15 protein-coding genes and 7 pseudogenes are annotated in these 22,759 nt (G+C 62.2%); 12 read left to right on the top strand and 10 right to left on the bottom strand.

Features of this window, described 5'->3' with window-relative positions; all coding sequences use genetic code 11:
* Positions 1-285: 285 nt before the first annotated feature.
* Together D3880_RS11470 and D3880_RS11475 are read right to left on the bottom strand one after the other, a co-directional pair.
* The gene (locus D3880_RS11470) at positions 286-2,571 is read right to left on the bottom strand and encodes an Ig-like domain-containing protein (protein ID WP_119893576.1); all 2,286 of its coding nucleotides are present in this window, start codon (positions 2,569-2,571) and stop codon (positions 286-288) included.
* A 42-nt stretch (positions 2,572-2,613) separates the two neighbouring features.
* The gene (locus D3880_RS11475; protein WP_119893577.1) at positions 2,614-3,891 is read right to left on the bottom strand and encodes a hypothetical protein; all 1,278 of its coding nucleotides are present in this window, start codon (positions 3,889-3,891) and stop codon (positions 2,614-2,616) included.
* A 343-nt stretch (positions 3,892-4,234) separates the two neighbouring features.
* On the opposite strand from D3880_RS11475, the gene D3880_RS11480 reads away from it, so the two are divergent.
* The 3 genes from D3880_RS11480 to D3880_RS11490 all read left to right on the top strand — a co-directional run bounded on the left by D3880_RS11480 (position 4,235) and on the right by D3880_RS11490 (position 8,152).
* Positions 4,235-5,647 (top strand): sensor histidine kinase, encoded by a 1,413-nt coding sequence (locus tag D3880_RS11480; RefSeq protein WP_119893578.1) that lies wholly within the window; start codon positions 4,235-4,237, stop codon positions 5,645-5,647.
* Between the two features lie 4 nt (positions 5,648-5,651).
* A complete protein-coding gene (locus D3880_RS11485) occupies positions 5,652-7,076 on the top strand; it encodes a sigma-54-dependent transcriptional regulator (RefSeq protein ID WP_119893579.1) in 1,425 nt (474 codons plus the stop codon).
* A 392-nt stretch (positions 7,077-7,468) separates the two neighbouring features.
* A complete protein-coding gene (locus D3880_RS11490) occupies positions 7,469-8,152 on the top strand; it encodes a phosphoribosyltransferase (protein WP_119893580.1) in 684 nt (227 codons plus the stop codon).
* A 173-nt stretch (positions 8,153-8,325) separates the two neighbouring features.
* On the opposite strand, the pseudogene D3880_RS11495 reads toward D3880_RS11490, so the two are convergent.
* Both D3880_RS11495 and D3880_RS11500 read right to left on the bottom strand, forming a co-directional pair.
* A pseudogene (locus tag D3880_RS11495) lies at positions 8,326-8,556 on the bottom strand (IS21 family transposase); the annotation flags it as partial.
* Positions 8,557-8,690: 134 nt separating this feature from the next.
* A pseudogene (locus D3880_RS11500) lies at positions 8,691-8,972 on the bottom strand (transposase); the annotation flags it as partial.
* A gap of 53 nt (positions 8,973-9,025) precedes the next feature.
* Between D3880_RS11500 and D3880_RS11505 the strand changes: the two are divergent.
* From D3880_RS11505 to D3880_RS11530, 6 genes and pseudogenes are all read left to right on the top strand, one after another.
* Positions 9,026-9,481: pseudogene (locus D3880_RS11505) on the top strand (HlyD family secretion protein); the annotation flags it as partial.
* Positions 9,482-9,557: 76 nt separating this feature from the next.
* Entirely contained in the window at positions 9,558-10,661 is a 1,104-nt protein-coding gene (locus D3880_RS11510) for an AI-2E family transporter (protein ID WP_119893581.1), read from the top strand.
* A gap of 19 nt (positions 10,662-10,680) precedes the next feature.
* A complete protein-coding gene (locus D3880_RS11515) occupies positions 10,681-12,228 on the top strand; it encodes a TolC family protein (protein ID WP_119893582.1) in 1,548 nt (515 codons plus the stop codon).
* Complete coding sequence (locus D3880_RS11520; protein ID WP_119893583.1) at positions 12,221-13,351, top strand: HlyD family secretion protein; 1,131 nt, start codon at positions 12,221-12,223, stop codon at positions 13,349-13,351. Before D3880_RS11515 ends, D3880_RS11520 begins: the two co-directional genes overlap by 8 nt.
* Entirely contained in the window at positions 13,341-14,372 is a 1,032-nt protein-coding gene (locus D3880_RS11525) for a DUF2955 domain-containing protein (RefSeq protein WP_119893584.1), read from the top strand. The genes D3880_RS11520 and D3880_RS11525 overlap by 11 nt, the downstream gene beginning before the upstream one ends.
* Before the next feature lie 12 nt (positions 14,373-14,384).
* The gene (locus D3880_RS11530; RefSeq protein WP_119893585.1) at positions 14,385-14,834 is read left to right on the top strand and encodes a potassium channel family protein; all 450 of its coding nucleotides are present in this window, start codon (positions 14,385-14,387) and stop codon (positions 14,832-14,834) included.
* 47 nt (positions 14,835-14,881) lie between these two features.
* Here the strand turns inward: D3880_RS11530 and D3880_RS11535 are convergent, their stop codons facing one another.
* Positions 14,882-15,787, bottom strand: a complete 906-nt coding sequence (locus D3880_RS11535) for an amino acid ABC transporter substrate-binding protein (protein WP_119893586.1) — start codon at positions 15,785-15,787, stop codon at positions 14,882-14,884.
* Between the two features lie 47 nt (positions 15,788-15,834).
* A complete protein-coding gene (gene potE / locus D3880_RS11540) occupies positions 15,835-17,175 on the bottom strand; it encodes a putrescine-ornithine antiporter (protein WP_119893587.1) in 1,341 nt (446 codons plus the stop codon).
* Positions 17,176-18,079: 904 nt separating this feature from the next.
* Here potE and D3880_RS11550 point away from each other — a divergent pair.
* Positions 18,080-19,054 (top strand): zonular occludens toxin domain-containing protein, encoded by a 975-nt coding sequence (locus tag D3880_RS11550; RefSeq protein ID WP_119893589.1) that lies wholly within the window; start codon positions 18,080-18,082, stop codon positions 19,052-19,054.
* A 1,127-nt stretch (positions 19,055-20,181) separates the two neighbouring features.
* On the opposite strand, the gene D3880_RS23250 is transcribed toward D3880_RS11550, so the two are convergent.
* On the bottom strand, positions 20,182-20,289 hold the full coding sequence (locus tag D3880_RS23250) for a BPSL0761 family protein (protein WP_338014518.1): 108 nt from the start codon (positions 20,287-20,289) through the stop codon (positions 20,182-20,184).
* 870 nt (positions 20,290-21,159) lie between these two features.
* Here D3880_RS23250 and D3880_RS11560 point away from each other — a divergent pair.
* Positions 21,160-21,315, top strand: a pseudogene (locus D3880_RS11560) (IS66 family transposase); the annotation flags it as partial.
* A 27-nt stretch (positions 21,316-21,342) separates the two neighbouring features.
* Here D3880_RS11560 and D3880_RS11565 read toward each other — a convergent pair.
* Positions 21,343-21,655, bottom strand: a pseudogene (locus D3880_RS11565) (GNAT family N-acetyltransferase).
* A gap of 134 nt (positions 21,656-21,789) precedes the next feature.
* Here D3880_RS11565 and D3880_RS22725 point away from each other — a divergent pair.
* Positions 21,790-21,960 carry a hypothetical protein gene (locus tag D3880_RS22725; protein ID WP_162934985.1) on the top strand — a complete coding sequence of 57 codons (171 nt, stop codon included), beginning with the start codon at positions 21,790-21,792 and terminating at the stop codon, positions 21,958-21,960.
* A gap of 41 nt (positions 21,961-22,001) precedes the next feature.
* Here D3880_RS22725 and D3880_RS22875 read toward each other — a convergent pair.
* Both D3880_RS22875 and D3880_RS11570 read right to left on the bottom strand, forming a co-directional pair.
* Positions 22,002-22,178, bottom strand: a pseudogene (locus D3880_RS22875) (transposase domain-containing protein); the annotation flags it as partial.
* Positions 22,179-22,601, bottom strand: a pseudogene (locus D3880_RS11570) (transposase); the annotation flags it as partial. It lies immediately after the preceding pseudogene.
* Between the last annotated feature and the right edge of the window lie 158 nt (positions 22,602-22,759).

Genomic DNA, 22,759 nt, shown 5'->3' on the forward strand with positions numbered 1-22,759 from the left:
CGCTGTGCCGCTTAGCGCCTGTTCACGATCTTGGCCGACGTGCCAGCGGGCTCAAGATATCCCGATTCGTAGGGTGGGTTAGCCGGAGGCGTAACCCGCCAAGCCTGCTGGACGCCTATGTCTCTGGCGGCAGCGCCGGTGGGTTACGCCGCTGCGCGGCTAACCCACAAAGCTGCAGCGTCTGTTGGCGGATCGCCAGCCAGCTGGCTCCTACAAATCCGGCCACGCCAAAAGCAAACGCCGCCCGCAAGCCGGTTGGCCTGCGGGCGGCGCTTGGCTCCCTCCCTAGCGGTTGGTGACCGGCGCGGTGCGCACTGTGCCGAAGGTTGAGGTCACCCGGGCGCTGGGGGTGGCGCTCGGCACGATGGCCCCGTTGTTGTTCACCTTCAGACTCCAGCGGCCGTTGGCGGCCGGCACGGCGTTGCCGAGCAGCGCCAGGCCATTGGTAGTGGTCACTTCGATGCGCATGGTGTTGCCCGCTGGCCGCGAAGTGGTACCGCTCACCTGCCACTCGAAGCGGCTGTTGGTTTTCGCCCTAAGCGTGGCCGTGGTGATCGTCACGGTGTCGGCGATCACCGGGGACGGGGCGACCGTCACGGTCACCGTCGCCGGCGGAGTCGACAAGCCACCCACAGTATCCAGGGCGCGATAGGTGAAGCTCACGCTGAACGTGGTGGCGACCGTGGCCGGCGGGGTATAGGTCACCGTGCTGCCATCGGTGCTGAGGCTGCCTTGCGCGGCCGGGATCGCGCTCAGGCTGGCGGCATCCACGGCCAGGGGCACATTGCCGTCCGGATCGCTGTCGTTGACCAGCACGTCGAGGGTCAGCGGCACGCCGGCGGTGGTGTTGCCCGTGTCGTTGACCGCAATCGGCGCCTGGTTGGGAGCCACCGCTACCGTCACGGTGGCCGGAGCCGACAGGCCGCCGAGGGCGTCCTTGGTCTGGTAGGTGAAGGTCGCGGTCAACGGCGCGGTGACCTCGCTCGCCAGCGGCGGGGTGTAGATCAGCGAAGTGGTTCCGTTGGCCGCGACACTGCCGGTCCCCGCCGCCGGTTGCGTCAGGTTGGCCAGGTCCAGGGTCAGCGGCAGGTTGCCGTCCGGATCACTGTCGTTGGCCAGGACGTTGAGCGTCACTGGCACACCGGCGGTGGTGCTGGCCAAGTCACCCTGGGCTACCGGCGGCAGGTTGGCCGGAACCGGCGGCGGGCTGCCGACGACCGTGACCATTTCGCTATCCGTACCGCCCTTGGCGGATTTCACCGTGACCTTGGCCGGCGGTTGAGCCACATCGCCCGCGATCAGCCGCTGAGTGGTGCCACCGACCTGACTCAGTTGCCCGAAGCCTTCCGCGGCCAGCACCGGAATCTCCACCTCGTCGCTGGATTTGGCTTCGATGGTCAGGGTCTTGCTGTCCCAGGAATAACGCGCGGTGCTGATGTTGACGATATCGGTCAGGGTTTTGGTCTGCGAGCTCGGCGCAGTCGAGGCGCTGTCATTGGTTGCGCTGACGATCACAAAGGGCGGCAGGCTGGTGGGGGCGATGTCCTGGCCGAAGAACTTGCCGACGCCGTCGGCGGTCATCTCGAACTGGCAGGGCGAGGGTGGGTCACCCGCCAGGTCGAGGGTCTCGCGAAAGCACAGGCTGGCGCCGACGTCCGAGGTGCCAAACACCGAGATCCAGGTGCGTTCGGCATCACGGCTGTAACTGGCGCGGTCCACTTCCAGCTTGGTCCCGACCTGGCTGCTCAAGAGCTTGCCGGACAAGCTGAACACGTTGGTCTGCGCGACGCGCCCGTTCGGCCCTTCGATGCGCACGAAGTTGGTGCCGAATGGGCTGCCGGTCACCGGTTCGCTGAGGTTGGGGTCGCCGACGAAGCTTTCCAGCACCCCGGTTTCCGGGTTGGGCTCCTGGTAGAACGGCAGCGGATTACCGGCAATGTCGGCATGGCGCAGGAAAGGCCCGATGTTGCCGGCCAGGGCGCCGGTGAAAATACCCGGTGCGCCGATGCCGATATCGCGGGTCATGTTGATCGCCCGGCCACCCGGTGTGGTGACGTCGAACTCATCGACCCCATAGGGATGGATCACCTTGTAGTGGCCGGCCACCGGCACGCTGGCGCGGATGCGGATGCGGGCGAAGCTCTGCTGGTCGCCCGGCAGCGGATTACCGCCGGCGAAAGCCGCTTCGACGCCTGCCACGTAGACATCCAGGGAAATGCCGTTGCCCGGGTCTGCAATCGTGGTTTCGGCCAGCATCCAGAAGCTTTCGTCGGGGAAGTTGGCCGGGAAGGCGATCGGCAGGGTGTCGTCGAACACCCCGGGATTGGGCAGCAGGGTGCACATGTAACTACCCGGTGCCCGTGAACTGAGTGTCTTCGACAGGCACAGCTCAAGCTTCAGCGAGTCCGGACTTGTCGCACCATCGGGTAGGTCTTGGTACCAGAGCGGGTAGCCGCCGGTTGCCACGGTGTAGGGCCCCGGGTCGACGGCAGCGAGTTGCGCCTGAGCCGTGCCGGCGGAGCCAACACCCAGCCCTAGGGCGATTGCAAGTATTCCTGGCCACTTATACATGAATGCCTCCATTCGCGGTGAGCATGTAGTCGCAGTTGCGCCTTAGGGAAGGATGTGCACTTCTTCGGTATCACTGCCGCCATTGGCGGAGATCACCGTGACATGCGCGGGGGGTATGGGTAGTACCTGCTGCTGCAGGCGACCGTCGATGAACGGGCCGATGATGCCGTCGATACTCAGGCCCTGTTGCGCGGAGGTGTCGCTGGAAGCGGCCTCGACGGTCAGGGTGCTGGTCGCCAGGCTGTATTCGGCGCGACTGATGGTCACCAGGTCCACCAGCGGGCTGGTCTTGGTGGTCGGTGTGCTGCCGGCAATCACCTGCGAGTTGTCCGCGGTGATGCTCACACTGCCTGTGCCAACCTGACTCGACTGTCCGTACCAGGCACCGAGCTCGGTGCCCCGCATCGGGGTCGCATCGAAGCTCGCGGTGCCCAAGGGAGGCGGCGCGAGGACGAAAATATCCTGCTGGGTTGTGCCCTGGTCGCCACCACGCGAGTAGGTGGTGCGCTCGACCAGCAGCGGTGTCGGCAGCGGGACCGATGAAAGCTTGCCGGTGACGGCGAACAGCTTGGTTTCCGCACGGATACCGTTCGGCCCTTCGATGCGCACGAAGTTGGTCCCGAACGGGCTGCCGGTGACCTCTTCCAGAATGTTGGGGTCACCGATGAAGGTGTCCAGGGTACCGGCTTGCGGATCGGGTTCCTGGTAGGGGCCGTTTTTGCTACGCAGGAAGGGGCCGACGTCGCCCTTGAGGGCCCCGGTGAAATCACCCGCCGAGCCGATGCCGATGTCGCGGGTCAGGTTGATGGCCTTGATCCCCGGGGTGTCCACCGTGAAGACTTCCACGCCGTAGGGGTGGGTCACCGTATAGGTGCCGGCCGCCGGCACATCCACCCGGATGCGAATGCGGGCGAAGCTGACCTGGTCATTCTCGGCCGGCAGGCCGGAACCGAAGGCGGCCTCGACGGCCGACACGTAGCCCAGGTCGATCCCCGCGGCGGCGTCGGTGATGCTGGTATCCGCGGCGAACCAGAAGGCCTCGTCCGGGAAGTTGGTGCCCCAGCTGACCGGTTGGGTGGGGTCGAATACCCCCGGATTGGGCAGCAGGTTGCACATGAACGTCCCAGGCGCGCGCCGGCTTTCGGCCTTCGACAGGCAGAGGTCGAGGGCACGGCCGTGGGTGTCCTGATACCAAGCCGCAAAGAAACCGTTACTTGCGGTGGGCGGGGAGGGGTCGACGGCATAAAGGGCCGCCTGGGCCGAGTCGACCGTGAGAGCCAACAGAAGCGAAGCTGAGATTTTTGTGAGGGTGATGCGCATGGTTTCGCCCTTCCGTGCCAATGAACTTCAGCTTGGGGTGGGGCCGGGATGGCCCCGGTCTCACTGCTGGCAAGGGCATCGCAACATCTGTACCAATTTTTCGACATTGGCCCGGATGCTCTAGAACGGGCGTTTTGCCATGCTTGAAGCACACCAGGGCGCCTCCAGTTGTGGGGGATACCCCCAGAGTTGGGTGTAGTGGGGGAGGTTGGCCACAAGCCGCGCCAGGGCCGGTGAGTAAGCTATAACTACAAGCAGATCGGGACTTATGACCCGACACGCCGATGGCTATTGCCTGTTTGCATCATGGGCATTTCATCGGTCAGAAAGGGAGAGTTCGCTGATGCAAATGGCCGCGGGCCCGAAGCCATTCAACCTGTTTCGTTGGTTCTCCTTGGCGAGCCTATTCATCATCGTCGCCGTGGCGATTGCCCTGGCGGTTGCCGCAACTCGCTTCGTAATGACCGAAAGCGTCGATCGCGATGCCATGCTGAGCGCCCAGTTCATCCAGTCGATTGCCGACGTCGAAATTCTGCATGCCCATTTCCCGCCCAGCTTGAAAATGGGGGAGTTCCTCGATGCCCGCGTGGATGGTGCTCAGTTCGGCATTCCCAACGATCAACTGGCGCGGGTGCGCCGCGAGTTCTTCGACCACATAACCCGCATGCCTGATGTGCTGTTGGCCAGCGTGTATGCCGCCGACGGGGTCATCATCTGGTCGACCAATGCCAACATGATTGGCCAGCGCGTACTGGAAAATGACGACCTGAGCGAGGCGTTCCGCTCGAACAAGACAGTCACCACCTTTCGGCGCAAGGCGCACGGCGGCCCCATCGAGGGGCAGTTTCAGCGTAGCCCCAGAGGGCAATACATCGAGAACTACATCCCGCTGGTCGACAGCACGGGCAAGGTCGCGTGCGTGATCGAGATCTACAAGGAACCGCAGGATCTGATCACCCGAATGAACCGCGGCTACATGCTGCTGTGGCTGGCTACCGCGATCGGCGGAACGGTGATCTATGTCAGCCTGTTCTGGATCGTGCGGCACGCTTCCGGCCTGTTAGCGTCTCAGCAACGCAAGCTGATCGATAACGAAACCCTGGTGGTGCTGGGGGAAATGTCATCCGCTGTCGCGCATGGTTTGCGCAATCCGCTGGCCTCCATCCGTTCCAGTGCGGAGCTGGCCCTGGATGCGGACAGCCCCTCGGTGCACAAGAACCTGGACGACATCATTACCCAGGTCGACCGCTTGTCCAAATGGGTGCGCGAACTGCTTTTGTCGTCACGGCCACTCAGCGACGAGTACGAGAAGGTGAATCTGGTCGAAGCGGTGCATGAGGCGTTGACCACCTATGAGCAGCAGATCAGACGCGCCGGCATTCAGGTCGACTGGACGCCAGAGCCGGCGCCGGCGGTGGTCAGCCATCCGGTACTGCTTTCCCAGTTGCTCAGCAGCGTGTTATCCAATGCCATCGAGGCGATGCCCAAAGGCGGGCGACTCAACCTCACGCTCGATGCGGACAAGCGCAAGCAGCACCTGATCCTGACGGTCAGCGACAGCGGCAGCGGCATGTCGCCAGCGCTGCTGGAAAAGGCCTTCAAGCCTTTCCACACGACCAAGCGGGGCGGCATCGGCGTCGGGCTGGTGCTGGTGCGCAGAATCGTCGAGCGCTTCGGCGGAGAGGTGCATATCGAGAGCCGCGAAAACCTGGGCACCGATGTGCATTTGACCTTCAGGGTGGCAGGGGGAGGGTAACCGGATGGGCCACAGCATTTTGATCGTCGAGGATGACGACATACTCGCGGACAACCTCCGCACCTATCTTGAACGCCAGCACTACGAGGCCATGGTCTGCACCTCGGCCGAAGATGCGCTGGCGGTGATCGAGTCGCAGCACCCCGATCTGGTCCTGACCGACTACTCCCTGCCTGGCATGAGCGGATTCGAGCTGATCAGCCGCGCGCACGCTAGCGACCCGCAGCTCAAACTGATCATGCTCACCGGGCATGGCAATGTGCAGGGCGCCGTGGCGGCGATGAAGGCGGGGGCCTGCGACTACCTGACCAAGCCGGTGGTGCTGGCCGAGCTGAAACTGCTCATCGAGAAGGTGCTCGAGGCTCAACGCCTGGAACAAACGTTGTCGTTCTATCAGCAGCGCGCCGCCCAGGACGCCGGGCTGGACGCCTTGATCGGCGATTCGGCGCCCATGCAGGCAATGAAGTCGATGGTCCAGCAGTTGCTCGCCGCCGAGGCGCGGATGGCTGTCGAGGAGCTGCCGGTGGTGCTGATAGAGGGGGAGACCGGGACCGGCAAGGAACTGGTCGCGCGGGCCATCCATTTCGACGGCGTGCGCCGTGACGGGCCGTTCGTCGAGTTCAACTGCGCCTCGATTCCCTCGCATTTGCTCGAAGCGGAACTCTTCGGCCATGAAAAGGGCGCGTTCACCGATGCCAAGGATCGGCGCCTGGGGCTGGTCGAGGCGGCCGATGGCGGCACCCTGTTCCTCGACGAAGTCGGTGAGCTGGACCTGTCGCTGCAAGCCAAGTTGCTCAAACTGCTCGAAGATCGCAGCATCCGCCGCCTGGGCTCGGTGAAGGAGCGCAAGGTCAACCTGCGGATCATCAGCGCCACCAACTGCAACCTCGAACAGATGGTGCAGGAGGGCAAGTTCCGCCGTGATCTGTTCTTCCGCCTGCGCATCATCGCCATCAAGGTGCCGCCGCTGCGGGCGCGTGGCGATGACATTCTCACCCTGGCGACGAACTTCATCGCCCAGCACGGCAAGCGTTATGGCAAGCCAGGGCTGTTCCTCAGCCCGGAAGCCGAGGCGGTGATGAGGGGGTATAGCTGGCCGGGCAACGTGCGCGAGCTGCGCAATATGCTCGAGCAGACCATCCTCCTGGCGCCGGGAACCCTGATCACCCCGGATCAGCTGGCCATCTGCCCGGGGTTGCTGGCCGGGACCGGCGTGGTGCAGACGCCGCGCCCGGTTGCCGAGCTCTACAGCGGGGCGCCGCCCACGTTGGGCTCGAATTCCGAGGATGCCGAGCGCGATCTGCTGATCAAGACCCTGGGCAAGACCGACTGGAACGTCACCAAGTCGGCGCGCTTGCTCGGCCTCACCCGCGACATGCTGCGCTACCGGATCGACAAGCTTGGGTTGGCCCGGCCGGGCCAGCATTGATGCGCGAACGTCGCTCTACGTGTGGTTTTTGCGCGGTTTCGTCTAGCGCCAGGGAGCGTCGCCATCTCCTTTGTGAATCCGATAGAGACGATGTGGTTTCGGCCGGCTTTGCTTTGCCGCCAAACATGCCCGTGTTGACTTAATGCGCCCGAACCAAAGCCGGCGCTGGCCGCTGAGGAGCAACCACCGTGCCCGCCCAAAGTGCTAATTATCGAGGATGGCGAGGTGCTCAGCCGTCGGTCGAAATACACACCGGGAGGCGTCGCGAAGAAAATGGAGGTATAGGCTTAAGGTTGGCTGCGGGATGTTTTTGCCCGGCGACTAATCGAAATCAAAGCGAGATCGGAACGTCGGGCTCATCTTAAGCGCACCACTCATTCGAGGGCTGCTGGATGACTCGAGACCATGACCTTCAAGTCCCCATCCGCGACCGAACCGCAGCCGGCCAGGCCCTGGCCAAGCGGTTGTTATCCTATTGCCGCCAGCCTGACGTGATAGTCCTGGCCTTGCCCCGAGGCGGGGTGCCGGTGGCCTATGAAATCGCCACGGTTCTGGGGGTTCGCCTGGATCTGATGCTGGTGCGCAAGCTCGGCGTGCCCTGGCATGCCGAGCTGGCCATGGGCGCCATTGCCAGCGGCGGAGTGCGGGTGTTGAACCAGGATGTCCTGCACATGCATGCAATCGATGAGCGCACCATAGAAGCGGTGGCGGCACGGGAGGCCATTGAGTTGAAGCGGCGCGAGCGCGCCTATCGGGGTGAGCGGCCTGTGCCGGAATTGCGCGGCCAGCAGGTGATTCTGGTCGACGATGGCCTGGCCACGGGCGCCACTATGCAGGCGGCGGTACGGGCAGCACGCCAGCAGGTGCCTGCGCGCCTCATAATCGCCGTACCGGTGGCGCCACCGGAAACGGTGACGATGCTGCGCGCAGAGGTCGATGAAGTCGTGTGCCCGCTTATGCCGGAGATGTTCATGGCAATCGGCCGTTGGTATGTGGATTTTTCCCAGACGTCGGACCAGGAGGTTTTAGACCTCTTGCAGCGTGCCTGGCAGCGTGAGTCCACACAGGCATCCTGAGAAGTTCAGAAGATAGCCGCAGCTGTCGGAGTCGCCGGATGTTATCGATGTGTGGAATAGAGACGACGCCGAGTCGAAGCATCCCGCTGTCTTGCTGGCTGGTCCAGGCAAGCGAGCGCCGCATCATTCCGATCAACTAGTGTCACGAGCAGAAAAGCCACCTGCGTCAAGGCCGGCTCGTAGCGATGCGCCTTGCTCACCGCACTGTGCAGGTTGTCCGGCACCACGATCTCCGGTACCCCGCCGAGGAAAGCGAAGGTGCGCGCGTGCGAGCCCAGCCAATCCGGCAACTGCTGCGACCAGGTCGCCTCGGCGAAGGTGTAGCTGGAGGCACCGAGCACTGCGACGAACACCTGCGCCTGGCTAATCTCGCCTCTGTCGCGGTCGATCACCGGCACCGTCTGGCTGCCGCGGAATCCGCATCCTATCCCGATACGATCAAGCAGGTCTCTGGTAAGCAGGGTGCGAGTTACTGGGCGTTACAGCGCTTGGAATGTGCAGCAAATTCGAGGCGTTTCAAACGGCCAGATAAAGGGCAGCCGTGGCGATCACGCGGCACCTCGATGGGCAGTTCACCGAACTCGCCCTTGAGCTTCTTGCGACTGAAACCGTTGCGGGTATTGCCGCTGGGGTTGCCCACCGGCTGGTGCTTTTCGTGCCCGAGGTGATGGGTCAGTTCTGCATCCAGCGCGCGCTCGCCCAGCTTCTTGGTCAGCTGCTTGAGGATGCCGTCGGCACCAATCAGGTCTTCAGGTTTCTGGTAGTTGCCCAGGAGCTGATCCAGCAACTCGTCGGTGATGGGGTGTTTCGATTGGGTCATGGTGTCTCCGGTCTGGAGCGACAGTGTCGCTCATGAGCCGGTTACACAAAAATTCGTACACCCTCCTGCGCCCGGGGATGATGGCGACGAAGCTGCCACTGCGCCCGTCCATGGTCTTCATCCCCGATGAAGGACACTACTTCGCGGCTTGGATGCGGCAGAACAGCTTGTTGCGTCTGGAGGTCGGCGACGAAGCCGAAGTGGCGTTCGACGGCATCCCCGGCAAGGTCTTCAGTGGCAAGGTGAGAGAGGTGATCGCCGTGATCGGCGAAGGGCAAGTGCAGCCATCGGGCACGCTGATCAGCTTCACCGGATCGCCCCCACCGGGGCGGGTGCCGGTGATCATCGAGATCACCGACCCCGCATACGAACCCTACAGCAAGCGGATGCCGGGTGGCGCTTATGGGCAGGCAGCGCTATACAGCAAGCATTTCCAGCTTGTTGCGGTGATGCGCAAGATCCTCCTGCGCATGGCGGCGTGGATGAACTACCTCTTCCCGTTCCACTGAATGGCGTAACGGTGCAGGAAAGAGGTGAAGAACGTATCGATTCCGGTTCGATTAGCTGCACTCAAGGAGAAACATGATGGCGCCTAGTCCTCTCACTGAACGGATGCTGTCGCGTGGATTGCTGGATGTCCTGATCCGCGCAGGTCTGATTACCGTCCTGGTCGTTTTCTGCTTCCAGATCTTCAATCCCTTCCTCGACCTGATGCTCTGGTCGGTGATCCTGGCCATCACGCTGTACCCACTGCATCGAATGCTGAAGGCCCGGCTCGGAGCTCGCGATGGGCATGTGGCGAGCCTGATCGTGCTGGTCGCGCTCGCCATCCTCATGGTGCCGTTGTATCTGCTGGCCAGCTCGATGGCGGAGTCGGCACAGAGCGCCCTGGAGGTGGTCAAGTCCGAGAGCCTGCATATTCCGCCACCGAGTGAGGCGGTGGCCAGTTGGCCGCTGGTGGGGCCGACCCTGCACGCCTTCTGGCTGCAGGCGTCGACGGATCTGACGAGCGTGGTGAAAGAGCTGACCCCGCACCTGAAAGGCGTTGGTCTGACGGTACTGGGCAAGCTGGCCGGTGTCGGAATGGGCTTCCTGATGTTTATCGCGGCACTGATCATCGCCGGCGTCGTCATGGCCTATGGCGACAATGGCCACCACAGCGCAGTGCGGATCGCCTCGCGCATCTCCGGCCCGGAACGGGGACCGAAGATCGCCGAGCTGTGCACCTCCACCATCCGTGCGGTGGCCCAGGGCGTGGTTGGTATCGCCTTTATCCAGATGCTGCTGGTTGGTGTCGCCTTCGTGCTCATGGGCATTCCCGGCGCCGGCCTGCTCGCCCTGGCGGTGTTGCTGCTCGGCATCATGCAGCTACCGGTCTTGCTGATCACTGTGCCGGTGATCGGTTATGTCTTCGCCACCGAGGGCGCCACCGTGGCGAGCATCATCTTCGCCATCTACGCCTTCGTCGCCGGCATGGCCGACAACGTGCTCAAGCCTTTGTTACTGGGACGCGGTGTCGATGTACCGATGCCGGTGATATTGATCGGTGCACTGGGTGGTATGGTCACCAGCGGGTTCATCGGCCTGTTCATCGGCCCGGTGGTGCTCGCGGTCGGTTACCGGCTGTTCTGGCAGTGGGTGGATGACCCGGCGCAGAGCAGCGAGACAAGCGACCAGCAACCGGCGTGACGCGGCCGCCGCCCTCGCCATGGTGCAGATTCCCGGTCCGAGCCGGCTAGTCCTGCTGATAGCGCTTGGCGTCAGCGGCTGCGTGCGCGTCGGGCCGGATTTCCAGGCGCCGGGCGAGGCGTGGGTCGACGGCTGGCACAGCCCGGCACTCGAGCAGGTCAGCCAACCGCGGCCGCCACCCGATCCCCGCCAGTGGTGGCAGGTGTTCGCCGATCCGATCCTTGACCGGCTGATCGCCGAAGCCGATGCCAACAACCCGGACTTGAAAATCGCCGGCCTGCGGGTGATGGAAGCCCGCGCTCAACTGGGCATCGCCCAGAGCGGCCGTTACCCGCAACTGCAGCAGGCCAGTGCCGACAGCCTGTACTTCGACCACAACGAATCCGGTGGCCGCAACCCGCAGGATCGCCATTTCTGGCAGCACAGCGCCGGCTTCGACATCGGCTGGGAGCTGGATTTCTGGGGGCGTTTCAGCCGCGCCATCGAGTCGGCCGATACCGCCTACTTCGCCGCCCAGGCCAACCATGCGGATGTCCTGGTGCTGCTGCGCGCACAGATGGCGGACAGCTACTTCGCCCTGCGCACTGCCGAGGCGCGCCTGCGCATTGCGCGTGACAACGCGCGGCTGCAGAAACGCAGCTATGAGATCACCGAGCGGCTGTTCACCAGCGGCGAGAGCGCCGAGCTCGACCTGCAACAGGCCAAGACCCAGTACCTGGGGACCCTGAGCAGCATTCCCGAGCTGGAAAGCCAGGTGTTGCGCACCCGCAATGCCCTGTCCGTGCTGATTGGCCGCCCCCCGGGCCAGCTCCCGGAACTGGCGGAGAATGAAGGACTGATCCCGCTGATCGACCGCGTAGTGCTGCAGGACGTACCTGCCAACCTGCTGTTGCGTCGCCCGGACGTACGCGCCGCCGAACTGCAGGTGGCCGCCCAGTCGGCGCAGATCGGCGTGGCCGAGGCGGACCTGTACCCGTCGCTGAGCCTGCTGGGCAGTATCGTCTGGACAGCCAGCTCGCTGGACGGCGCTCCCGACAGCCTGGACCTGATCGGCGGCCCCAGCCTGCGCTGGGACCTGTTCGACCACGGCCGCATCAAGAACAACGTACGCGTGCAGGACGCCCGCCTGCAGCAGCTGATCGTCGCCTATCAGGACGGCGTGCGGCAGGCGGCACGCGAGGCCGACGATGCCGCCAGCAGCTTGATCAAATCCCTGGAGCGCGAGCGCATCCTGGGCGAGGCGGCACTGTCTGCCGAGCGTTCGTTGACCCTGGCCAACGCCCAGTACCGCGAAGGCTATTCGGATTTCCAGCGCGTCCTGGACGCCCAGCGCGCGCTGTTCGCCCAGCAGGACGCCTATCTGGTCAACCGCAGCACGGCAGTGAGCAACCTGATCGCCTTGTACAAAGCTCTGGGTGGTGGTTGGTACAGCGAACAGCCGCTGGTCGATCCGACCACTCGCCAACAGATGCAACAACGCACCGACTGGGGCGACGTGCTGGACGAACCGAGCCGCCCGCCTGCCGGCGCCAGCCCACCTGAAGACAAGGGAAGTTCCGATGAGTGACAACCAGCCGAACCCCGCAGAAGAGGCGCCCGCCCGCACACCGGAACCCGCCGCCGACCCGGTGAAGAAGGGCGCCAACTGGGTCGCCGTGCTGATCGGCGTGAGCCTGGTCTGGTACCTGCTGGCCGACCGTTTCACGCCCTACACCCAGCAGGCGCGGGTGCAGGCCTTCGTCGTCCCGGTGGCGGCGGAAGTGGCGGGGCGGGTGACCCAGGTGCACGTGCGCAACAATCAGGACGTGAAGGTCGGCGCTGTGCTGTTCGAGATCGATCCGCAGCAGTACCGGATCGCCGTCGATCGGGCCCGCGCCGACCTCGAGTCGACACGCCGGCAGATCGCCGCCAGCACCGCCGGCATCGACTCGGCGCAGGCCTCCTTGCGCGCCGCCCAGGCCAACGAACTCAAGGCGCGCCAGGATAGCCAGCGCCTCGAGCGCCTGTACCGCGAAGATCCGGGCACCATTTCCCTGCGCCGCCTCGAGGTGTCGCGCGCCACGCGCGAAGAGGCCATCAGCCAGGTCGCGGCGGCCCGCGCCGAAGTGCAACGCGCGCGCGAACAGCAGGGCGGCAGCGAGGAAGAGAACGCCCAGTTGCGCAGCGCCGCCACCGCCCTGGCCAAGGCCGAACTGGACCTGGCTAATACCCAGATACGCGCCCGCTCGGCCGGGCTGATCACCGACCTGCGCACCGATGTCGGCCAGTTTGCCGCTGTCGGCAACCCGGTGATGACCCTGATCGCCATTCACGACGTCTGGATCAGCGCGGAAATGACCGAGAACAACCTGGGCCGGGTCGAGCCGAATACCCCGGTTGCCATCGTGCTGGACGCGCTGCCTGGCAAGATATTCAAAGGTCGTGTACGCAGCGTCGGCTATGGCGTCAGTGTCGGCCAGAGCACCGCGCCTGGCACTCTGCCGACCGTGGAGAACAGCCGCGACTGGCTGCGCCCGGCCCAGCGCTTCCCGGTGATTGTCGAGTTCGCCCCGGGCGAATTGAGCACGCTGCGCGGCATCCGCGTCGGCGGCCAGGCCGAAGTCATGGCATTCCCCAGCGAGGGCAACCCGCTCAACCTGCTCGGTCGCCTGTTCCTGCGCCTGATGAGCTGGCTGTCCTATGCCTACTGAGCGCGATCCTCGCAGCCAGCGGGCACTGCGCCTGGCCAGCGGCACCGCGCTGTGCCTGGCCGCGAGCTACGGCTTGAGCCTGCCGATTCCCTTCCTGGCGCCGTTGCTGGCGCTGTTCATGTTGGCGTCGATGAATCGGCCGCTGTCGCTCAAGGCCGGGCTGGGGTTGGCGCTGATGGTGATGTTGACCACCGGCAGCGGCCTGCTGCTGATCCCGCTGCTGCAATATGTCCCCCTGAGCGGAGTGCTGCTGGTCGGGCTGTGCTTGTTTTACTGCTTCCGCTATGGCCTGCACGGGGGCAACCCGCTGGTGGCGACCTTCCTGGTCATCGGCTTGACCCTCATCTCCGCCACCGGCACCAGTGCCTTCTCCCTGGCCCTGCTGGTCATCGAAGGGCTGGGCAAAGCGGTGCTGCTCGCCGTGCTGACCGTCGCACTCAGCCACTGGCTGTTTCCCGAGCCGGCCAATGCTCCCGCAGGTCCCCGTCAACCTGCGCTGGCGCCTGCCGAGGCCAGCTGGATCGCCCTGCGCGCGGCCCTGGTGGTGCTGCCGGCCTTCCTCCTGGCGCTGATCGATCCGGCCAGCTACATGCCCGTGATCATGAAGGCGGTGAGCCTCGGCCAACAGGTGTGCAGCACCAAGGCGCGCGATGCCGGCCGCGAGTTGCTCGGTTCGACCCTGCTCGGTGGCCTGCTGGCCATCCTGTTCTGGGGCGCCCTGAGCATTCTGCCGCACCTGTGGCTGTTCTTTATGTGGATGCTGCTGTTCTGCCTGCTGCTGGCACGCAAGCTGTATGCCCTGAGCCCGACCCGGCAAAGCCCGGGATTTTGGTTGAACAGCATGGTCACCCTGATTATCTTGCTCGGCCAGTCGGTGCAGGACAGCGTGGCCGGCAAGGATGTCTACAGCGCCTTCGCCGTGCGCATGGGGCTGTTCATCGCCGTCACCCTGTACGCCTGCGGGGCGGTTTACCTGATCGACACTCGCCGCCATCGCCGGCAGCGGCGCGTGAGCACCTGAGGAGAGGGCCGAATGCTGCTCAACCTGTTGATGGGTCTTCCCGTGATAATGCTCTGTTTGTTGCTCCAGGCGGCGTTCGTGGCTTTGAGCCTGCGGCAGTACGTGCGCGTCAGGAATGCCCACCGCAAGCCCGACTCATTGCTGTGGAACACTGCGCTGCTGTCGCTGGTGTTGTTGCTCATGCTGCTGGGCAACTTCGTACAGATGGGGATCTGGGCAGCGCTGTTCATGATGCTCGATGAGTTCGACACCTTCGCCACCGCGCTTTATTTCTCCGGCGTGACCTTCGCCACCTTGGGCTATGGCGACATCGTCATGTCCGAGCGCTGGCGCCTGCTCAGTCCATTGGAGGCGGCTAATGGCATCCTGATGTTCGGCGTCTCCACCGCCGTGATGACCGCCGCGGTAATGGATGTCATCAAGCGCCACACGCCGCGGTCACAACAGCGTCCCGACGACTAGCTCAATCAGGCGGTGGCTGTTCGCTAGCGCCTGCCTGGGCTGCGACGCTAGGGCAGCGCATAGGCCTTGAATAGCATCTTGGTCGTATCGCTAGCCCCACCCAGGTATTTGCCGTACGCCTGTTCGATCTCGCCCGAACGGTACATTTCGCTCAGCGTGGTATCCACCAGCAAGCGGAAGTCCTCATCGCCACGTTCGACCGCCAACGACGCCGGCGCGTATTCGAAGGTACGGTCCACCACCATCAACTGGCCGGTTTCGTTGTGCTTCTGCAGGTAGTTCTTCAGCAACATGCGTTCGGCGAAGAAGGCATCAGCTTTGCCGTCGGCAACCAGTTGCACGCCTTCCTGGTTGTTCTCAACCGTCACCAAGGTGGCCACCACGCCGAGCCGGCGCATTTGCTGGCGAATCCAGTCCTCGGTGACGCTGCCAGCGGTGGCAGCGTAGGTCTGGTTGGCCAGGCCGCGGTTGATGGTCGCGCGCCAGGTCGGACCGGTATGCGCCACCTCACCATTGAGCGCTCTGCGCAACGTCTCGGGGGCATCCTTGCGCACCACCGCCGAGAGGCCGGCGGTGTATACCGGCACAGAGAAACTCACCGACTTGCGTCGCTCCAGCGTTTCCGGGGTCGGCATGCAGAGGATGTCGACCTTGCCCGAACTGACGGCACTGATCTCATCGGCAGTCGTGAGCGCTTGGTAGCGCACCTGCAGGTTGGGCAAGCCCCGTTCGGACTTGAGCCGCTCGGCGATCTTCAGGCACAGGTCGATGGCGTAGCCGCTGACCTTGTCGCCCTCCTGGCTGCTGAACGGTGCAAAGCCCGGCAGATAGCCCAGAGTGAAGCTGTTGCTGGTGCGCACGCGCTCAAGCGTGTTGGCGCCAGCCAGCAGCGGTAGCAGCACGAGCACACAGGTGAGCAACGCGCTTGGGGATTTTGACAGCTCTAGGTTCATATCCTGTTCCCCTTGTTCGGATGTCGATGCGGTCCTGGCGGCAAGGCTTACGGCTTGCCGGCGCCGGTCAGCTTGGGCGGTGCAGGTTCGACAAAGAACTTGGCGATCGAGCCATAGAACAGGTAACCGATCGCAAGGACCAGGGTGCCGCCGAACACGGCGTCTTCGCCGCAGGAATACAGCGCGTAGAAGGAGTAGGCCAGTGCCACCATCAGCACCGCGCTGTTGCGCATGTAGATCGCCGGGGCGACGCCGACCTTGTACATGATCACCAGCAGGCCGGTGAGGGCGGTCACGTAGGGAATCAGGTTGGTCACCGCGGCCAGGCTAATGAGCTTGCCGAACTGGGCGCTGGCATTGGGCGAGATGGTCGACAGGGCCATCAAGGTCTGCAATACGCCACAGACGATCATGCCGAGCACTGGCGCGCTCATCGCGCTGAGCTTGCCGAACAGTTTCGGGAACATGCCTTCATCGGCGGTCATCTTGGCCGTTTGCGCCAGCGTAAATTGCCAGCCCAGCAGCGAGCCGATGCAGGCCATGACCGCCAGCACCATGATGATGGTGCCGATCGTAGGGTTGAACATCCGCGCATAAACCAGAGCGAACGGCGCCGAGGAGTTGGCCAGCTCGGGATTGGGGATGATGCCCTGGATGACCGTGGTCGACAGCACGTACACCACCGCCGCACCGAGGGTGCCGAACAGGCAGGCCAGCGGCACAGTGCGCTTGGGATCTTCCACTGCATCGGAGGCCTGCGCCGCCGACTCCATGCCGAGAAAGGCCCACAGGGTCAGGGGGATCGTCTTGCCGATGGCCTCGTTGATTGGCAGGTTGTTCGGGTTCCAGGCCGCAGTGAACACCTCCGCCTTGAACCAGAACCAGCCGATTATGCTCAGGCCAGCCACCGGAATGATCACCCCCCAGACGCTGATGGCGCCGATCTTGCCGGTGATGTTCGGGCCGCCGAAGTTAGCCACGATGGTCAGCCAGATCAGGCCAACCGTGCCGATGAACAGCGGAATAGCGCCGCTGCCAAACCAGGGCACGAACGACGTGATGTAGCCCACCGCAGAGATGGCGACGGCCACGTTGGCGATGGCGAGTGACAGAAAGTAGAGATACGAGCAGAGAAAGAACCCTGACTTTGCGTGCGCCTCTTCGGTATAGGCCGACAGCCCGCCGGGCCGCGTACAGTAGATGCCGCACTGGGCGAAGCTGTAGGCAATGGCCATGGAGCCGACCGCGGTGACGACCCACGACAGCAGTGAAACGGCCCCGAGCTGGGCCATGCTTGTGGGCAACATGATGATGCCCGAGCCCATCATATTGACCGCCACCAGCGTGGTGAGCCCCATGAGGCTCATTTTCTTGCTTGACTCAGCCATCGAAGTCTCCTTGCGTTGTCCCAGGCGCTGATCCTGGGTTTGGCGGTGAGTTAGCAGTGACGGATGATCATGTCGATGAAACGGCAACGAGCGTCACGCATAACGCTCGTTGCTCATCAGTGTGGCTTAGATTGGATGAGGCGAAGTGTTCGTCGCGGCTCGACGCTGACGAGGCCTGTTGACATAACGTCCATTATGCGGAGCCTGTGAAGGAGCTTTTCAAATCGAGAAAACGTGCGGGTTGTTCCGAGTGTCGCGACCAAAGGCTTCGCATAATGGACGCCCTTATGTTGAGCGGCGTCCGGATAATCGGCGCAGCTCCGGGCGTCGGTTAACATAGGGGCGATTATGCGTACGCCCCTCGATATACCGTCTTACCTCATCCGCGATGCCCAGCTCTACGCGCCCTCTAGGGACGCTCTAGACGCTGTTTGCCATGTTCTGGCTGATTACCCCCGCCTTGTCGCTGAAACGCGCCAGATGCGTTCCCGGCTCGCTCAGATCGATGCTGAGTCCGCTGACCTCGACGCGCGGCTAGAGCAGCTGCAACACGTTTGCCGGCAAATCCTCGATCTTTGACCACCCCTCATCCTGATTACTCAGGAGCGCAGCGACCATGTGTAGCGAATGGCGGAACATTCCCCGGCAGGGGAACGGGTAGCCGGCAGGCGCAGGGCGGCAGCCCTGTTCGTAGCAGCTGACGAATGTCAGCGTCGCGGAGAGCTTGTAAGGCAGGCACACGGGATCGGGGGTAGGCCGAACGGCCGCAGGGGTTCACCCCTGGTCGAAGCGAAGGCGGAGACGGCTTTTCGCTTTCCCTGCGGCAGCAGGGTCCACCATCTCTAATGGTGGACTCTTGTGACATGGTGTCATTTTCTGGCTGTTTTGATCAGCGCAGAGCTTCTTGTTCGTAGCTCATCAGGATTCCGCGCAAGGCGATCTTCGCGTGGATGAGGGGCAGACATGGTTTCGGGTTCGCCATCACGGCTCGAAGGTGCCGGACTACGCCAGTCGGCTGGAGATCATGCGCAAGGATGGCCACGAGCTGCACGTCATCACCCAAAGCCCGAAGCTGATCGATGCGCACATGCGCGAGCTGTGCAACGGGCATGTTCACTTTTACCGGCCCCGTGGCGCCGCCTACAGCAAGCGTTATCAGTTTGAAAAGCCGGAGCTGTCAGTAAACGAAAATAAGTATGTGTTCCCCTCGGGTGAGGACACCCGAGTTCCGATGGATTCGGCGTACTTCGGTTGTTACAAGTCGGTGAAGGAGGGCACGAAGCACCATTTTAAGTTCCGCATCCCTCGCGCCGCGCTTGTCCTGGGCTTCGTCGCCCTGGTGGTCGGCGGCATCGGCTACTACCTCTACGGCCGGTTGTCCGGGTTCGAGAAAGCTGCCGAACAGCCCGTTGCCGCTGCGCCTGTCGCCGTACCAGCCGCGGCTGCCGCGCCGTCCAGCGCCGTCGCTCACGTCACGACTGAGCAGTACATTGCCGAGCGTACGCCGCGCCTTGCTGGTGTGCCGTCGTCGGCGCCGATCTATGACGAGCTGACTAAGCCAGTGACGTTCCCGAAGCCCAGTTGTTACGCGACGAAATCAGAGGATGTGATTGCCAGGAAGCGCAAAACGCTCAAGCTCGGCAACCGACATGGACGCCTGTACGGCTGCGCCTGTTTCAGCCAGCAGGCCACGCGCATGGACGTTGAGTTCAACGCCTGTATGGATATGGTCGAGAATGGTGCCTTCGACAATACCAAGCCTGATCGCCAGCAGCGCGCCGATGGCGTGACGGACTCGCTCCGCGAGGCCGACACACCAGCGGCAGCGTCTGCCGTATCAGTTCCCGTTGCCGTCGTGGCAACAGCACCGACCATTTGAGGCCTTGGCGATGATCGATAACATTTTTTTAGTTTTTTTCTGTGTGCTATCGGGCGTTGTGTTAGTCGTCGAAACGTTTCGCTTCCTGTTCCCTGGGGAATCTTAGGCTTCGCATAATGTATATTATGTTAAATACAGGCCGTTTCATAAGTGTTGCATTTTTCTCCAGGCTTTTAGCGTTCTGAACTAATTCTCCAAAAAAACGGTAAGTAAAGATCCGAATGGCGAATTTATTCTCCAATATGGATCTTTAGTTCATCCCCGAACATGCACTGAGCTGGGTAGCACCGGCCTCAGTCTGTGCGACCAGCTCCGCTCGCTGTGCGGGCAGATGGCAGCCGACCAACTGCGCGAATAACGGCTTATTACCTCTGCTGGCAGAAAGCTCCCGTTGAGGGGCAGATTCAGCTCGGGTAATGTCATGGCATCCGCCACGACAAGGCCATGTGGGGAAGGCAATTTTGGACTTTTGGCCGGATAGGACCGCCACTTTTCGGTCTCCTGGAAGGCAAAGTGAAACTACACTTTGTGTCTGGAAGGCGAAGTGAGACTTTGGTCGGTGATCTGTCGCAGTTTTGGAAGGCAAAGTGGAGCTCTGGTCGCCGCTCGCCCCCATTGGATTTCGCCCCAGCATGAATCTGATTTAGAGGGCATGGTGATGGAGGCTTGGCGAGGCGACAGCGCCAGCGTCGTCATTGGGCTATCGCACCTCCACCCGACCTGCCAACCAGATCGTCTCCGCTGTCGGGTAGTGCCGTAGTAGATTGGGGCGACGTGGCAGCTTCACGACAGTAAGCGTTGAGGAGGACTGTCTGCGGCTACCGCTAAGTCAGTGCGCCTTGTAATCCACGCTACTCGGTTAATCTCGCCTCAAACCCTAATCGCCCTGCTCTTTTGAGCCCTCGGCAAGATCTCGGATAGCGTTGCGGTCAAGTGCAGCCCCTTTCGGCTTGTTACGATTTCTGGCGTCGCGGATCCTAGCCCAGGCACAACGTCTGGCGCGATGGTCAACCGTCGACACGAGAGCTCAACAGTGGTGTGTGAAGCTGGATAGCAACTTCCCGCCTGGGATCGTCGGGCGAAACCGTAACCAGAAACTCTTCGAATTTCCCGAGGAGGAGAACCGTTTAAGCATCAGGATAGTGGCGTAACAAACGCTTCGCTTCTCGTCTGATGTTCTCAGGAAGCTCAGGATTCTTTGACAGGTCGCGCAAGAACTCTTCAGCCTGTATCACGCTGCGCGTACGCTCATGTGGCCTGGTCAAGATACATGCTCCCGGTGCAGGGGTGAACTCCCTAACAATCTAACCTTGATCGCCCATATGGCCTAGATACTAAGCCACCGCACCTAAGACGTTGCCCCGCCCTCCCCTGTGCTCGCGGCCGCCATGCTTAGGCCAGTTGGCGCTCAGGATTGCGCGGCCTAAGGCTCCTCCATGGCCATTAGTTCCGCAATTATCCGCTGCATCAATTCTTGGCTGCTGCCTGAACTGTCTTTGCGAAGATAAGCAGCAACGAGGATGGTTACGTGTAGCGACCTGCATTTGAAATCGTCCCGACCTGCAATCAACGCGATTCTCGACCGGGATTAACTGCGACTGTCCGGCCCGGCAAACCAGCATTGGTTGCGAATGAACCTGCATTTATCCGCGCCGACCTGCATTCCATTGCCGCCAGAGCCCCATTCTATAGAAATCGCATGGCCATCTTCCCTGCCAGGCGATGCGACGCTTTAAAGGAAATTATTCCCTGCCAATAATTATTCAGTTCCAATAATTTTTACTAAAGTCATGACTGATACCGTCCTCCCCTCTTGGCCTCCGAGTTGGCCAGGGTATTTCCACGATCAGATAACGGAACCTGCAGCCGCAGGTCAGACTGTCACGGAAGTCTAAAGAGAGTCGACGCTGGCTATGTAATGGTATTCGTGGGGAGAGAATCGTCCATCCGGGCCGAATAGCAGACGGGCTGTGAAATGCTCCCGGTACGTTAGGGCCTCCTGCTGGACGTAGCGTTCGTAATAGGCGCGTCTCAGGAGACTGAGACTCCGCTACAGCCGAGCCGAAAGCAGCCTCATTGACAAGATGCCTTTGCCGGACGGTTACGTGCCCAATGGATCAGCAACGGCCAAAGCCCTCGATTACAGCCTTAAACGCTGGGTAGCGATGACGCGCTACCTGGAAGATGGGGCCGTGCCCATCGACAACAACCAGGTCGAGAACCAGATCCGCCCGTGGGCGCTTGGACACTTGAACTTGTTATGCCCCATCGCTGGATGCATGCCTCGATCACCGAACGATCTCCAACCACTTCTCCATAACAATGGTGCGTTCAGAGCCGTGAAACTCATCACGGATCTTCTGGTAGCCCAACGTAACGTAGAAGCCCTCCGCAGTAATTGATGACGGCACGCGCAGTCTTTCAATACCAGTACTAACAGCCGTCGTGGAGTGGATGACTTCCATCAGTTGCCTACCGATACCTAAACCCTGATGTGTAGGGGCAAACGAAAACGGTTCTAACAACATCTCCATGTATCACCATCTCCGCCAACAGGTAACCGCGAATGTCGTACCGCGCGTCAACTGCCCTGATCACTATTCTGTAGCAATAGTGGAAGACAGGCCTGTTGGCGGGTGCTCTGGGATGCTTGTTGATCGCTCATCTTTGGCCCCCTGTGAAGCCATTCAACAGCTGCATCACGGTCTGCAAACTGCGAAAGTCGGGATAGACTGATGGCGAGCCGCGCCTGGAAAGTGAAGAAAAAATTTGGAAAACCGCCAGAACTAAAAATTTTGTTTGGTAACTCAAGAAAATCTTTACGACCAAGACTGCCTGAACGAAAAAAGATCCGGCTACTCAACATCGGCAAAGCGCATCTGGATCATGCGGCAGGCTCGCCGTAGCTACCAGGCTCTCCATATGAACTGCGACGAATACCTTGCGATTACTCAGTAATGTCTTGATTGCCTCTGGAGAGTTGCCCGATCTCACTTACACGCTGTGTTGGCAGCCGCGTCAGCACATCCTTGAGATAGGCATACGGATCATGCCCATTCATACGCGCCGATTGGATCAGGCTCATGATCGCCGCCGCGCGTTTGCCGCTGCGTAGCGAGCCAGCAGCCACCAGCGACTGGGAGAACAGGTCGAGTTGGCGGCAGAGCACGACGAACTGCCGGCAGACATTGCGGATGGCTTTGCCGTTGTCACGGCGGAAGTCGGCAATGGTTTTGAAGTCCGGCGCGAGTCGCCCGGTCAACCACATCAGTTCGAGGTTGCACTGGCACTCACGCTCCAGACGGCGACTGGACTGGATGCGATTGAGGTAGCCGTAGATGTAGATCTTCAGCAACACGGCGGGGTGGTAGGAGGGCCGTCCGGTTGCCGCGGGGTCCACCCCGTCGAACTCCAGGGTTGCCAGGTCGAGTTGTTCGACGAAGGCCTCGACCACGCGGATCGGGTTGTCTTCGGCGACGAAATCCTCCAGGTACTCTGGCAGCAAACTGACCTGCGTCCGGCTCGCCTCTTCGATGAACCGTTTCATACGTCGCCCCCGCTGACGTCGACTCAGCAACTCCAGGCGAGATCGGCGTTTCCACACAGGCTGGGCCGAAAGCGGACCTTGGCCAGATCGACAAAGTATCTTGGTGAACGATGGTTTTTGAGTGCGTCCAGTTTGCTCGGGCTTGCCGAGACTGAGCG

It is taken from the genome of Pseudomonas cavernae (genome assembly GCF_003595175.1).
Classification (GTDB): domain Bacteria; phylum Pseudomonadota; class Gammaproteobacteria; order Pseudomonadales; family Pseudomonadaceae; genus Aquipseudomonas; species Aquipseudomonas cavernae.